We start from the raw sequence: 15,012 nt of genomic DNA on the forward strand, positions 1-15,012 counted from the left end.
AAAATATGCTGGCTTTAAAAGCAGAAAACATATCGAAACAGTACAGGATAGGACAGGTAGGCACCGGAACATTATCCCATGACCTCAACCGTATGTGGTATAAAATCAGAGGTAAAGAGGACCCTTATCTGAAAATAGGTGAGGTAAATGATCGTACTATAAAAGGAGAATCGGAATATGTATGGTCTTTGCGCAATATTAATTTTGAAATTGAGCAGGGAGATGCCGTTGGAATCATCGGAAGAAATGGGGCGGGAAAGTCTACGCTCCTGAAACTTTTAAGCAAAGTAACAAAACCTACTACCGGAAAAATATATACCCGGGGCCGAATTGCATCGCTGTTAGAAGTAGGAACAGGTTTCCATCCGGAAATGACCGGAAGAGAAAATGTATTTCTTAACGGCGCCATTCTGGGCATGACCAGAAAAGAGATCAATAGAAAATTTGATGAAATTGTAGATTTCTCCGGAGTAGAAAGATATATTGACACACCCGTGAAAAGATATTCTTCCGGAATGTATGTACGTCTTGCTTTTGCCGTTGCCGCTCATCTGGAATCTGAAATTCTGATTGTAGATGAGGTCCTGGCAGTGGGAGACGCAGAGTTTCAAAAAAAATGTCTGGGAAAAATGGGAGATGTAACGAAAGGAGAAGGTAGGACGATCCTTTTTGTAAGCCATAATATGACTGCCATAAAAGAGCTTTGTAATAAGGGAATTCTTTTGAATCAAGGAAAAATCACTTATCAGGGTGATATTCTAAAAACGATTATAGAATATCAAAAAAGCAGCACTAAGGAAAGCTCTTATCTCTACAACGGCAATTTGGATGATGCCATAGGTAATGAAAATATAAGAATAAAAGAGTTTTCCGTATCTCCCATTTATGGAGAATTACTGGATATTGAATCAGGAGTACATGTTAAGCTTGTTTTTCAGAATTATTGCCAGAATATTAATCTTGACGCCACGTTTGAGCTGAAAAATTATGAAGAATTAGTCATTTTTCATGTAGGAAAGTTTTTGTCTGAGAACAATGATTCAGAAATAGGCGAATACACCGTAGAATTTGATATCCCAGCCGGACTTTTAAATGCAGGAAATTATTATTTCAAACTGTATTTCGGAAAAGATCAAAAAATTCTTCTATTTGGAGTTGACAACTTTATAGGATTTGAAATAGAAAATGTAAAAGTTGGAACGATGACGTACATTTATCCCGGAATAACCAGACCAAATTTTGAATATAAATTAAAAACACCATGATTCCCGAAAGAATACAACTTCCTAAAATATATGATAAAAGAGGAAACTTATCTTTTTTTGAGCATCCCAATCAATTACCTTTTGAAATCAGAAGAACGTATTGGATATATGACGTGCCGGGAGGAGAAGTAAGAGGAAGTCATGCCTTCAAAGAGCAGCAGGAATTTATTATTGCTCTTTCAGGAAGTTTTGATGTTGTAATCCATGATGGAAAAGAAGAACAGAGATTTTCTTTAAACAGATCCTACTACGGATTATATATACCTAACATGTTTTGGAGAAGACTAGAAAATTTTTCTACAAATTCATTAGCATTGATCGTGTCTGACAAACATTATAATGAGCAAGATTATATAAGGGATTTTGAAGAATTTAAAAATATGAACAATGAAAAATAATATTTCTGTATTCAATTGTAATATTATTGATTTAGGCAAAATTAGTTTTAATGAAGGTAATCTTACCGTTGTTGAAAACGACTCTTTTTTTCCTTTTAGTGTAAAAAGAATTTTTTATCTGTATGATATCTCAGGAGGAGAAAGCAGAGGCGCTCACTCTCATAAGGAATGTCACCAATTTTTGATTGCAGCAAGTGGGAGCTTTGAAATTTCCTTAGATGACGGCATATTCAAAAGGCATGTATTTCTCAATCGTCCCAATATTGGATTACATATTCCTCCCGGCATCTGGGCTTCAGAGATCAATTTTTCTTCCGGAGCTATTTGTCTGGTGCTTGCTTCTCATTTTTATAATGAAGCCGATTATATAAGAAATTATGAAGAATTTAAAAATTATCAAAATGAAATTCAGTAACAGAAACGTATCCATAAGTGATAAAGCAAAAATTGGTAAAAATGTAAAAATAGGTGACAATACTGTAATCTATGACAACGTTACTATTGGTGACAATTCAATCATTGCTAATGATTGTATTATTGGAGAACCCCTTAATGATTATTATTTCAGAGATAATTATGTAAATCCTGAAACAATCATTGGAGAAAATGCGTTAATAAGAAGTCATACGATCATATACGCCGGATCTCAGTTCGGCAACAGCTTCTCGACAGGGCACAGAGTCACGGTAAGAGAAAACTCAGTTTTTGGTAATAACTGCAGATTGGGAACCGTTACCGACATACAGGGGCATGTTACTTTTGGAAATAATTGCTGGCTTCACAGTAATGTACATATAGGCCAGAGATCTACAATAGGAAATTTTGTCTTTATTTATCCATATGTAGTATTTACAAATGATCCCACACCTCCTTCTGATATATGTATTGGTGCCACTGTAGGAGACTTTTCACAGATCGCAGTAGGCACTGTATTATTACCTGGAACAAAAATCGGAAAACATTGTTTAGTAGGTGCCCAATCTCTGATCGGAGGAAATTATGAAGACTATTCTTTAATAGTTGGTAATCCCGGAAAAAAAATCAAAGACGTACGCGAAATGAAATCAAGAGAAACGGGAAAGTCACATTATCCATGGCCTTATAATTTTTCCAGAGCCATGCCTTGGGAAAAGGAAGGATTTGATAAATGGAAAAATGAAAACGGATACGAAAACGATTAAATACCACTAATTGACTATTGATAGATTTCAAACAATATTTCTTCCTGAATGAATTTGTACTCTAAAATTATCAAAATATCGACAACTAAAAATGATTAAGCCTTTAACATCACTTAGATTCTTCTTTGCATTTTTTGTTTTTTTAAGTCATTTGTCTTATTTAAAAGAAAACAAAAATTATAAAGACCTATTTGAAGTTTTCTTTTCAGAAGGCTTTTTGGGAGTAAGCTTTTTCTTTATACTAAGTGGTTTTATACTTGCTCTGAATTATAGGAACAAATTTATCAATAAAAAAATTACTCTAAAAAAATTTTATATTGCCCGGCTTGCAAGAATTTATCCCTTGCATTTTATAACATTGCTTTTTTCTATCTCAGCTTTTTATAGTGGATATAAAAATTTGCTATATAATGCCTTGCTACTTCAAAGTTACATACCAAATTCCAAAATTTTTTTTTCATATAATGCTCCCTCTTGGAGTATTTCAGATGAAATGTTTTTTTATACATTATTTCCAGCTTTAGTTATTAATATATCTAAACTATCTAAATATTTCAAAATACTAATTTTAGCTGCATTTATATTTGTTGTTATTTTCTTAAATATCACATTATTAGATGAAGTAAAAGCACATTATTGGTTATATATATCACCATTTGTAAGAATATTTGATTTCATTTTAGGGATTCTTTTATTTGAAGTAATTATTTATCTTAAAAATACAAGCCCAAAACTAAAGCAATCGCTATTTAATTTTTTAGAAATAGGTGGTTTCATTATTCTTGTGATACTCCTTACATTTCATGATAATATTCCTGTACATTATAGATTTTCAATTTATTATTGGCTCCCTATGTGTATGATCATTTTAGGGGCATCAAGCTCTTTTATTTATACAAAAACTACAACCTGGACGTCTAAGGTTCTTTCATGGAAATGTCTTGTATACTTAGGTGAAATAAGCTTTGCATTTTATATGACTCATTATTTAGTATTGGCATATACAAATAATCTTAATTGGCTAATTGGACTACACCCTAAGAATCTTTCCTATGGGGTAGAAATGTTCATTATTACACTTGTTGTAAGTATATTTTCTTTTGAATTTCTCGAAAAACCATTAAACAATAAAATAAAAAATTTATTTCCATGATAAAATTCTTAGATCTCCAAAAAATAAATTTACTACATCAAGAAGAAATCGAAAAAAAAATTTCGCAGGTTTTTCAGTCTGGCTGGTATCTTATGGGGCAGGAAGTTTCGGCTTTCGAAAGCCATCTTTCTCATTATATAGGAACCCAAAATGCTATTGGTGTAGCTAACGGCTTAGATGCTTTGCGCCTTATCCTTCGCGGATATATTGAAATGGGAATAATGCAGAAAGGAGATGAGATTCTTGTACCATCCAATACGTACATTGCTTCAATTCTTGCCATTTCAGATAATGGTTTGGTTCCTATTCTCATAGAACCTGATATTGATAATTATAATATTGATATTGTAAAAATTGAAGAAAAGATTACCTCAAAAACAAAGGGAATTCTAATTGTTCATTTGTATGGACGAATTGTTTTCTCTGATAAGCTTACAGACCTGGCAGAAAAATATCATTTAAAAATTATTGAAGACAATGCTCAGGCGATCGGCGCAGAGTGGAAAGGAAAAAAAACAGGTAACTTAGGAGATGCCGCCGGATTTAGCTTTTATCCGGGGAAAAATCTTGGTGCTTTGGGAGATGCTGGGGCAGTCACAACAAATGATGATAATTTAGCAAAAACCATCAGAGCATTGGCTAATTATGGATCTGATCAGAAATACGTAAATATATATCAGGGGCTCAACTCAAGATTAGATGAGATCCAAGCAGCTGTTTTAGGCGTTAAATTAAAATATATTGACGAAGAAAATACAATAAGGAAAAAAATTGCCAGAAAATATAATTTGAAAATCTCAAATCCAAAAATAATTCTTCCGGCAAATCCTGTTGACGAAAATGAACATGTATGGCATGTATTTGTAGTCAGGTTACAAAACCGTGATAAATTTCAAAAATATATGACTGATAATGGCATCCAAACACTAATACATTATCCTATTCCACCTCATAAGCAACAAGCATATAAAGATTGGAACGGCTTATCATTTCCAATAAGTGAAAAGATTCATCAGGAAGTATTAAGCCTGCCTATATCTCCTGTAATGACCGAGGAAGAGACTGATAAAGTAATAGAAATTGTGAATCAATTTTAACTTTTTAATTTGATAAAGATAAAATTTAAGAAATCTTATGTTTCAAATACCACTTGTTTCAATTCTATGTCTTTGTTATAACCAGGAAAGGTTTATAACAGAATCGCTCGAAAGCATAAAATCCCAAACATATAGTAATATTGAGATTTTAATCTGTGACGATTTTTCTAAAGACCATTCTGTAGAAGTAATCAATAATTGGATTAAAAACAATTCACAACTAAATATCCAATTCATCAGTCATAAAGAAAATCAGGGTATCTGCAAGTCTTTAAACGAACTGCTGAATCTCTCAAAAGGAAAATATACCATCACCATAGCATTAGATGATTTGATGGAAGGTGATAAAGTGGAACGACATGTTAAAATTCTTGAAAACTCCTCTCCAAATGAAGCTTTAGTATTTTCAAATGCTTACTTAATAGATGATCATTCGGTACGGTTTCAAAATACATTTATCCCCTATTTTCATAAATATTTAAGTCTTGAGTCCGGGAACTTTTATGAAACATTGCTTAATGATAATTTCATTCCTGCCATGTCATGTGTCACGAAATCCTCTTTGATAAAGGATATTGGAGGATGGGATGAAACATTAACCTTCGAAGATTACGATATGTGGTTAAGGTTAAGTGAAAAGTATGATTTTATCTATGATGATTATACATCTTGTAGCTATAGAATACATGCTACAAACTCCCATAAAAAGAAAGATTTTTTAAATGCTTCTTTTTTTGATATTTATTTAAAACACAAAGAACAGCCAGTCATGAAAAAAAAAATTTTACAGCTTATACATCAGGCATATAAAGAAAACAAATTGACAGAAAATCATAAAAACTACCTTAAAGAACTTGATAATAAAACACTTACAGAAAAATTAATCTTGAATAATGCAGGAAATTTCACTTATCATGCATTGCTTTTTTTTCAAAAAATTTATTATAAAAGTTGGTAAGAATATAAAAACATAAAATGGAAACAAAAGCCCGAGCCATAGCATATTATCTCCCTCAATACTATCCTATTCCCGAAAATGATGAATGGTGGGAAAAGGGCTTCACGGAATGGACGAATGTAACAAAAGCTAAACCACTCTTTCCAGGGCACTATCAGCCGAATCTGCCTTCGGAGCTAGGGTTCTATGATCTCAGAGTTCCTGAAGTAAGAATACAACAGGCACAACTTGCAAAAGAACACGGAATTGAAGGATTTTGCTATTGGCATTATTGGTTTGGGAATGGAAAAAGGATTCTGGAACGTATTTTTAAGGAAGTACTGGAAACAGGAAGTCCGGATTTCCCATTTTGTCTTGCCTGGGCCAATGAAACATGGAAAGGAATATGGCACGGATTGGATAATCAAATTCTTGCCGAACAAAAATATCCTGGAACAGAAGATTATATCGCCCATTTTTATGAATTATTACCCGCATTTCAGGATAAAAGATATATTCGGGTTAATAACAAACCCCTGTTTGTTATTTACAAACCCCTTGATATTCCTGATATAGGTTTTTTCATGGATTTGTGGAATTCTTTAGCCAAAGAAAATGCCCTGGAAGGGATTTATTTCGTAGGACATCTTTTCGACTACAGAAGATATCAGGAAGTTTTGAATCTCGGCTTGGACGCCGTAAACGTTGTTCGAATGAATGAGGTTCAACGTCAACTGCCAAAACCTAAGCTTAGTTTCAAAGAAAAATTTAAATATAAACTTAAAAATATTCCTACAAATCTTCCTGTCTATCAATACAAAGATGCCATAAATGTTTTGTTGGGCGAGGAATCAAAAAAAGACCATATTATTCCTACTGCTTTCCCGAACTGGGATCACTCCCCCCGAAGCAAAGGAAAAACACTGATTCTTCATGATTCTACACCCGATCTTTTCAGAAAACATATACGTCAAGCAATTAAGCTGGTAGAAAGCAAACCGAAAGACGAGAATATTATTTTTATAAAATCCTGGAATGAATGGGCTGAGGGAAATTACCTGGAACCTGACCGTAGATATGGTAGAAAATATTTGGAAGTATTAAAAGAAGAAAATACAAAAGAAGATGACCATTACAGTAATAATCCCGGTTTATAATGCTGAAAACTTCATTGAGAAGGCAGTAAATTCTGTGACGCAGTTCCCGGAAGTCAGAGAAATACTGCTGATTGATGACGGTTCAAAGGACAACTCTCTTGAGATATGCAGAGAAATTGCTGAATATCATAAAATTGTAAAAGTTCTTCAACATCCGGATCAGAAAAATCATGGGGTGTCTGCCACAAGAAACTTGGGGATGGATATGGCGACATCTGAATTTATCACTTTTCTTGACGCCGATGATTATTACCTCTCAAACAGATTCGATGCAGAAAGGGAATATTTTAAAGATCCCATAATAGAAGGGGTTTACGGCGCCATTTCAACAGAATTTGTTACAGAAAAAGGAAGAGAAATATATTTGGAAAAATTTCTTAATGATGATCTTACCACAGTTTATCAGGAAGCTGAAGGTCTTGATGTTTTCAAAGGTTTGTCTGAAATCAATAAAGAGCATGGAACATTTTTTTCCATGATTGCTCTTACCATTAGGAAAACAGCTTTGCAAAGAACAGGGCTAAGACTTAATGAAAAGCTAAAAATAAGTGAAGATAAAGATTTTATTGTAAAACTTTCTTATCTCACTTACCTGAAATCCGGCTTTATCACTAGGCCTGTTGCTGTACGGACAGGACATGAAAACAATACCATTACCAAGATCAGAAATTATTCCTCAGATTACTTTTATCATCAGTCCCTCATTTTTGAGTCACTTTACCGGTGGGCAAAAAAACAGCAGAAAATGCCTCAAGAAGCACTTGAAATTTTTAGGTATAAATATTTATCATCCAAAATTGCCTCTATGAAAGGAATTGAAAAGTATTGTAATTATATCAGATATGTATTATTCAATCCTAAACTTCTAAAAACAAGATATCGGTATTACGCCCTCAAAAACAATCACTGATAACTTAAAAATATAAACTTAAAAAACACAAATACTATGATAATTGGAAATGGCATGCTGGCCAATGCATTAAGAAAATATGACAGAGATGACGTTGTATTTTTTGCTTCAGGAGTTTCAAATTCCCAGGAAACAAATAGATCAGAATTTGAAAGGGAACTTTCTCTGCTGTACTCTACGTCAGATCAATACAAAGACAAAAAGCTGATTTATTTTTCGACCTGCAGCATGTATGATAATTCTAAATCTGACAGTCTTTACGTACAACACAAAATCAATATAGAACATATCATCTCTGAAGTTTACAAGGACTTTTTAATTTTTAGAATTGGAAATGCCGTTGGTAAAGGCGGAAATCCTAATACTCTGATTAATTTCCTGAAAAGTGCCATTGAAACCAATAAAAAAATTACACTCCATAAAAATGCCGGAAGAATCCTGGTAAGCGTCGATGATATTGCAGAATTTGTTTCAAATGCCTTAATGCAGTTTAAAAATCAACATATTGACTTTGCGTATCCTTATCAATATAAGCCACTGGAAATTGTATCCGGAATGGAAAATTATTTAGGCAGAAAGGCAAATTATGAAATTATAGACGAAGGAGCCTTATATGAAATGGAGTTTGACAGGATCATTAAAGATTATTTCAGAGATATATCGCCATCAGAATATTTAGATAAAATCTTTAAAAGCCACTTATAAAGATCTTGAAAGCGAATTATAAATCATTAATAAATACATTTTATGTGTGGAATAGCAGGAATCATTGCCCATAATGCCCGGAATTATAATGAAGAACTCCTCAACATGACTGATGCTATGGCACATCGCGGGCCCGACGCTTCACATTGTGAGTTTTATGATAATGCAGCTTTAGGACATCGCAGATTATCGATCATTGATCTCTCTGAAACAGGAAGACAACCTATGTTTTCTGATAGCGGAAAAGAATGCATTGTTCTGAACGGTGAGATTTACGGCTACCAGGATCTTAAAGTTAAATATTCAGAATATCATTACCGTGGCAGCTCAGATACCGAGGTGATACTGGCTATGTATCAGATAAAAAAAGAAAACCTCATTCATGACCTCTCTGGAATGTTTGCTTTTGCAATTTGGGATAATGAAAAACAGCAACTTTTCTGTGCCAGAGACCGTTTTGGAGAAAAACCTTTCTATTATGCAGTCGGTAAAAACAATGAATTTATTTTTGCATCGGAAATTAAGGCCATTCTTGCATCCGGTCTTATTCAACCAAGAGTAAATCAGGAAGCACTTTCCCATTATCTTAAACAGGGATATCTAAGTGCCCACCAAAGTATTTATGAAAATATATATACTCTGCCCCCGGCTCATCAACTGATCTGGAAAAACAGGGAAATAGCTGTGTCGAGATATTATCGTATTCCTTCAAAAGACAGATTATTGAGTCTTTCTGAAGCTAAAGAAGAATTCAGCTATCTTTTGAAAAAAGCAGTTCAGAAGCAGCTTGTAGCGGATGTAAAAGTTGGTTGCTTTCTTAGCGGTGGTCTTGATTCCTCTACTATCGTTGCTATGGCAGCAGAATTTCTGCCTCACCAGACGACCATTAGTTTTGGTTATGATCACGAAGAAAGTGAACTGAAATATGCAAAAGAAATTGCCCTAAAATATAATACCGATCATATTGAAGTTCATGAAAAGAAGGAAGATTTGGCCACATCACTGCTTAAAATATCTCCTTTTTTTGATGAGCCTTTTGCGGATATATCGTTTATTCCACATTTTGAGATTTGCAGAAATGCAAGGGAAAAACTCACGGTTGTTCTCTCCGGAGATGTTGGTGATGAACTATTTGGTGGATATGATTTTTATAGGGTAGAGAACCTCTTGCGAAATCATTTTAGTTATAAAAATATCATTGCCAAGTTTGGTTTAACATTATATCAAAAGTTTAGACCAATTTCTTTTTTAACACAGAAAAATCTAGAATATGAAAACATTCTTGATTTTCATCAGAATGTTGTAAGAAATGTATTTAATAAAGAAGAAAGAGCTTTCTTAGGCATTACAGCGAATTATTGTCAGCCTTTTAGCTTCTCACCTGATCCGGATTCTCTGAATGATATCATGCGGCATGATCTGGAAAAATATGTTCCCGGAAATATGCTGGTAAAATCCGACAGGATGGCTATGGCAAATTCACTGGAAGTGAGAACTCCTTTTCTTGATATTGATTTTGCAGAGTTCTGCATTCAGCTCCCGGAACAACTAAAGATTAACCGTGAAAATGATAAGATTATTCTGCGGCAAGCAATGGAATCTTGCTGGACGGAATCCATCAGAAAAAGAAAAAAACAAGGCTTTGGTATGAGTGTAAAAAACTGGTTTGAAGAAGAAAACCTTATGAATCTTTCTGATGATCTGCTAAAAGACCCTGCCCAGAAAGTATTCAATTACATAGATTTTAAAACGACACAACAATTTCTTACTAAAGACCATAGACATTGGAATTTGCTGCAATTAGCCTTATGGGCACACAACAACCAAAAATATTTATAATGCTTTCCATTTCTGTAATTATCCCTGTATACAATGCTGCGCAGTTTCTGGAAAAATCTGTACAGTCGGCTCTGTATTTTGATGAGGTAAAAGAGATTTTATTAATTGAAGATCAGTCTACAGATAGTTCACTGGAGCTATGTCGGAAAATAGCTTCAGAAAATGCCAAGATAAAATTATTTCAACATGAAGACAAAGGAAATCATGGGGCCGGAGCCTCAAGAAATCTCGGAATTGAAAAAGCTAGCTGCGAATTCATTGCATTCCTTGACGCTGATGATTATTACCTTCCTAATAGGTTCGAAGCAGAAAAAGAAATTTTTAAAAATTCTAAAGTCGATGGGACTTTCGGTGCCATTGGTGTGGAATATCTCACAGAGAAAGGCATGAGGGAATTTAAGGATAAATTTAAAGATATATCACTTACTACCGTAAATTATCCTGCTGAAGGAGAAGAGGTTTTCAGAGGCTTGCTCGGACTTACTCCAAGAATCTTCGGTACTTTTTTTCATTTAAATGCACTTACTGTAAAAAAAGCAGTGCTTGAAAAAAACAGGCTTAGGTTCAATGAAGATTTGCGTGTACATCAGGATTCAGATTTTAATATAAAACTTTCTTATTCATGCTATTTAAAATCAGGATTTATCACTAAGGCTGTTGCTATCAGAGGAGTTCATGATAATAACAGGATTACCAAGATCATTCAGTATTCGCCTCAATATAATGAGAGACAGCTTATTTTGTGGCAATCTCTCTACAACTGGGCTGTTATCAACAATTTACCTTCAAAATACCGGAAAAGAATTTATTTAAGTTTTAAATCTTTTGACCTTTCTCAACAAAAAGGTTTTAGAAAGTATGTAAATATCATATGGGAAGCCTTTAAGAATTATGAAATATTAAAAACAAGATACCGATACAATTACTATAAATAATAATCATGAAAATTTCCGTTATCATTCCCGTATATAATGCGGAGAAATATGTAACCCAAGCTGTAGAATCCGCCCTTCAGTTTCCTGAAGTTTCCGAAGTTATTTTGATTGAAGATAGATCTCCGGATAATGCCCTTGAAGTCTGCCGAAAACTGGCAGTGATTTACGACAGAGTAAAACTTTATCAGCATCCTGATAGAGGAAACCATGGTGCAGGTCCCTCAAGAAATCTTGGAATCGAAAAAGCGACGGGTGATTTTATTGCTTTTCTGGATGCCGATGATTACTATTTGCCCAACAGATTTAATGCAGAGAGAGAGGTCTTTAAAGATCCTGCCATAGAAGGATTATACGGAGCTTTAGGCGTTAATTATTATTCTGAAAAAGCCAAAAATGACTACTATAGAGTATTTGGTGACCGATTGACTACCGTGTATCAAAAGTATCATCCTGAAGATGTTTTTCCCGGGCAACTAGGCATGAGAGGAAGTTTTGGACTCATCCATCTGGATACCTTAACAATCCGGAAAAATGCATTACATAAGCTGGATTCTTTTTTTAAGAAAACTTTACGACTTCACCAGGATACAGAATTTCTTTTCCGTTTGTCATTTTGTACCAATCTTTATCCCGGAATTTTAGATCAGGCTATTGCGATGAGAGGCGTTCATGAAAACAACCGGATCACAAAAGTTGATACAAAAAAAATAAATCCTGCCACTACAAGGGTTTTGCTATGGAGAGAAGTCAACGAATGGGCAAAAAGTCAAGATGCCATCCCGGGAGATATAAAACTGCATATAACGAGAATGACCCGAAGTTTTGAAATTGCTGTTGCACCATTTTTTAAAAAGTGGTTCATGATTTTAAAATACCTGATCACTGATTATCCCAGCATCCGTTCCGGGTTATACAACATTAATTTCAGACGGGATTTATTTTAAGATATTCATCTAATCCTTAATCTTTTCAAATAATCCCTCGCCGGTTTTTCAATAAAACGGTAAAAAATCGCTGAAACGATAATCAAAACCAAAAGGTAGATCCAAAATACCGTATTGCTTTCATAAACCTGGAAATAATCCCACAAAACAGATCTTAAAATATACAACACAGGAATATGAACAATATAAACTGCATAGCTGATTTCTCCAAGAAACTCCAAAGGCTTTAAGGAGAATAATTTTGTCAGCATCCCATTGTTGCAGGAGATTAAATAGATCAGGGGAATAAACAGAACTGCCATTAAGCCATTATGGAAATTCAGCGGAATAAAAATGAGTGATAATAAAATTCCGATAAAAACTAGAGTAATGGCAATATCATAATTTTTTTTCTTACGGTTTTTCACAAAAAACAATCCTGCCAGATTGCCAATTAAAAACTCATTGACATGCCAAAGAGGAAAATAGTGACTGAATTCATGACTTACCGTATGCGCGCCTTTATAAGCGTGAGAATTAACATACAGATTTGTAAAAAATTGGGTTCCTGTCCAAATCAGTATCGCAATAATCCATATGCTTTTATTCCCTTTTGAATACAAATAATTGTACAGCCAAGGAAAAATAAGGTAAAATAAAAATTCTACCGAAATAGACCAGCCCGGAAAATTGAGTACCAGCGCTTTCCCCGGAATCCAGCTTTGGATACCCAGAAGATATAAAAGACATTTATAAATACTAAAATCCGAATATCTGGTCACAAGATACAGCAGTAATCCTGCCACGTACAAAGGATAAATTCTCGCAAATCTGTTCCTGTAAAAATCCTTGTAGCTGATCTTCACCTTTTGATGATAAGCCACAATCATAATAAAGCCAGAAAGAATAAAGAAATAGCTTACCCCGACATTTGCTCTGAGAAATATATCAGAAACATATCTGATCTTATATAAAAATAAATCTTTATTAAAATGAGAAATAACGATCGCCATGGCAGCGACAAACCGGGTAAATGTAATCTGACCTATTTTCACGGGTCAAAAATACATCTAAAAGTTATTATTTTACAAAAACCCCGATGTATTTTCCTTCATATTCCACCACTGTGGTTTCGATATTGTTTTTTTCACAAAAGTCCTGGTAAGCAGAATTATCTCCAATGTCATCACTGATGAATACTGCGCCTGGCTTCAATCTGTCGTAGACCTCATTATAAGCCCACATTCTGCCATTATAACTTTTATCTGAATCATAATGGAACACATCGAAAGAGGAGCTTTCAGCAAAAATTTTAGGCAAGGACTCTTTATCGGCAAACCGGAATAATTTCCAGTATTTTTTAAGATTATCAGGAACAATACACCCTACAAATTGATCTCCATCCTGTGCAAGATAGGGCATATCTGAGCTATATAGTGTACCCTTTCTCTTTTCTAAAGAGAGTAAAGCGGCCAGAGAAGACCATCCGTAAGCAACTCCTGTTTCCAGGACATGTTCTGCTTTGGTGAATTCACATGCATAATAAATAAGTTCAAGTGCACCCGGACCGCCCATTTTTATGGGACATTCTTTTTCTTTTTGGACTGCTGTCTGTAAGATTTCAGCAAACTGACTTCTGAAATCATCAATATCCATAGAAAAAAGCCTGGAAACAGCTTCTTTCTGGGAAACCGCTACGGATGCAGCCCAGGAATTTGTCTTTTCCTTTCCTTTGAATGCGCTTTTTCGGTTTACAGTATTTTTAATGATTTTTCTTCCCAACTCGGGATAGAGACCTGGCCTCTTGAGATAAGCCACAAATGTTTTGAGAACTCTCGATATTTCAGTCATTGTGTTAAATTTAAAAACAAAAATATATATTTTTTTTAATTACACAAAACTATTATATTTGTGAAGCAAATATGACGAAAAATTTACACCGATGGCTTTCAACATTTTCGAGAAAATCCAGAGAAGAAATCAAGTTTCCCTGCTCAAAAAACATAAAAAAGTTTCCTTTGCAGATATCAGATTGGGGAATTATAATCACTTTATCCTTGATCCAGATATTAAAATCCTGAAAATAGATGATTCTGCGTCATTAAGAAATTTCATTCATATTTTTGTTGGTAAAAAAGCATCGCTTGAGATTGGAAAAAATTTTTTCATGAATAATTTCTGCTCTATCAATTGTCTTGAAAGCATAAGCATAGGTGATAACACATTATTTGGGGAAAATGTAAAGCTGTATGACCATAACCACAGTTACGAAACCACGCCGGATTTTAAAATTCATTCTAATCAATTTAATACAGAACCGATAACGATTGGTAATAACTGTTGGTTGGGAAGTAATGTCACTGTTCTTAAAGGAGTTACAATTGGAGATAATTCCATTATTGGCGCCGGATGTGTGATTTATAAAGATGTTCCACCAAACACCATCCTTATGAATCGCCAGGAATTGATTAGCAAAAGCATTATCTGAATTCATTACATTTCAAAAGCATAA

General features: G+C 34.1%; 16 protein-coding genes. 14 read left to right on the forward strand and 2 right to left on the reverse strand.

Annotation, left to right across the window (positions count from 1 at the left end):
- Positions 1-5: 5 nt before the first annotated feature.
- The 13 genes from BMW64_RS10560 (at position 6) to BMW64_RS10620 (ending at position 12,521) form a co-directional block, all read left to right on the forward strand.
- Positions 6-1,265, forward strand: coding sequence for an ABC transporter ATP-binding protein (locus BMW64_RS10560; RefSeq protein WP_089999927.1), 1,260 nt, complete (start codon positions 6-8; stop codon positions 1,263-1,265).
- Positions 1,262-1,663: a sugar 3,4-ketoisomerase gene (locus tag BMW64_RS10565; RefSeq protein WP_089999928.1), complete on the forward strand. Its 402-nt coding sequence runs from the start codon at positions 1,262-1,264 to the stop codon at positions 1,661-1,663. The genes BMW64_RS10560 and BMW64_RS10565 overlap by 4 nt, the downstream gene beginning before the upstream one ends.
- Positions 1,653-2,078, forward strand: coding sequence for a sugar 3,4-ketoisomerase (locus BMW64_RS10570; protein ID WP_089999929.1), 426 nt, complete (start codon positions 1,653-1,655; stop codon positions 2,076-2,078). Before BMW64_RS10565 ends, BMW64_RS10570 begins: the two co-directional genes overlap by 11 nt.
- Entirely contained in the window at positions 2,065-2,844 is a 780-nt protein-coding gene (locus tag BMW64_RS10575) for an acyltransferase (protein WP_228400912.1), read from the forward strand. The genes BMW64_RS10570 and BMW64_RS10575 overlap by 14 nt, the downstream gene beginning before the upstream one ends.
- Positions 2,845-2,935: 91 nt before the next feature.
- The gene (locus BMW64_RS10580; protein WP_089999931.1) at positions 2,936-3,997 is read left to right on the forward strand and encodes an acyltransferase family protein; all 1,062 of its coding nucleotides are present in this window, start codon (positions 2,936-2,938) and stop codon (positions 3,995-3,997) included.
- On the forward strand, positions 3,994-5,094 hold the full coding sequence (locus BMW64_RS10585; protein WP_089999932.1) for a DegT/DnrJ/EryC1/StrS family aminotransferase: 1,101 nt from the start codon (positions 3,994-3,996) through the stop codon (positions 5,092-5,094). The genes BMW64_RS10580 and BMW64_RS10585 overlap by 4 nt, the downstream gene beginning before the upstream one ends.
- A gap of 37 nt (positions 5,095-5,131) precedes the next feature.
- On the forward strand, positions 5,132-6,052 hold the full coding sequence (locus BMW64_RS10590) for a glycosyltransferase (protein WP_089999933.1): 921 nt from the start codon (positions 5,132-5,134) through the stop codon (positions 6,050-6,052).
- 17 nt (positions 6,053-6,069) lie between these two features.
- Positions 6,070-7,188, forward strand: a complete 1,119-nt coding sequence (locus BMW64_RS10595) for a glycosyltransferase WbsX family protein (RefSeq protein ID WP_089999934.1) — start codon at positions 6,070-6,072, stop codon at positions 7,186-7,188.
- Complete coding sequence (locus BMW64_RS10600) at positions 7,157-8,098, forward strand: glycosyltransferase family 2 protein (RefSeq protein WP_089999935.1); 942 nt, start codon at positions 7,157-7,159, stop codon at positions 8,096-8,098. The genes BMW64_RS10595 and BMW64_RS10600 overlap by 32 nt, the downstream gene beginning before the upstream one ends.
- Positions 8,099-8,134: 36 nt before the next feature.
- Positions 8,135-8,803, forward strand: a complete 669-nt coding sequence (locus BMW64_RS10605; protein WP_089999936.1) for an NAD-dependent epimerase/dehydratase family protein — start codon at positions 8,135-8,137, stop codon at positions 8,801-8,803.
- 42 nt (positions 8,804-8,845) lie between these two features.
- Positions 8,846-10,642, forward strand: coding sequence for an asparagine synthase (glutamine-hydrolyzing) (gene asnB, locus BMW64_RS10610; RefSeq protein WP_089999937.1), 1,797 nt, complete (start codon positions 8,846-8,848; stop codon positions 10,640-10,642).
- Positions 10,642-11,577: a glycosyltransferase family 2 protein gene (locus BMW64_RS10615; protein WP_089999938.1), complete on the forward strand. Its 936-nt coding sequence runs from the start codon at positions 10,642-10,644 to the stop codon at positions 11,575-11,577. Before asnB ends, BMW64_RS10615 begins: the two co-directional genes overlap by 1 nt.
- Before the next feature lie 5 nt (positions 11,578-11,582).
- Entirely contained in the window at positions 11,583-12,521 is a 939-nt protein-coding gene (locus tag BMW64_RS10620) for a glycosyltransferase family 2 protein (protein WP_089999939.1), read from the forward strand.
- 5 nt (positions 12,522-12,526) lie between these two features.
- On the opposite strand, the gene BMW64_RS10625 is transcribed toward BMW64_RS10620, so the two are convergent.
- Positions 12,527-13,555 (reverse strand): acyltransferase family protein, encoded by a 1,029-nt coding sequence (locus BMW64_RS10625; protein ID WP_143052679.1) that lies wholly within the window; start codon positions 13,553-13,555, stop codon positions 12,527-12,529.
- 25 nt (positions 13,556-13,580) lie between these two features.
- Positions 13,581-14,351, reverse strand: coding sequence for a class I SAM-dependent methyltransferase (locus BMW64_RS10630; RefSeq protein WP_089999940.1), 771 nt, complete (start codon positions 14,349-14,351; stop codon positions 13,581-13,583).
- A 91-nt stretch (positions 14,352-14,442) separates the two neighbouring features.
- On the opposite strand from BMW64_RS10630, the gene BMW64_RS10635 reads away from it, so the two are divergent.
- Entirely contained in the window at positions 14,443-14,988 is a 546-nt protein-coding gene (locus BMW64_RS10635) for an acyltransferase (protein ID WP_143052680.1), read from the forward strand.
- Positions 14,989-15,012 lie beyond the last annotated feature (24 nt).

This window comes from Chryseobacterium taichungense (assembly GCF_900109935.1).
Taxonomy (GTDB): Bacteria; Bacteroidota; Bacteroidia; order Flavobacteriales; family Weeksellaceae; genus Chryseobacterium; species Chryseobacterium taichungense.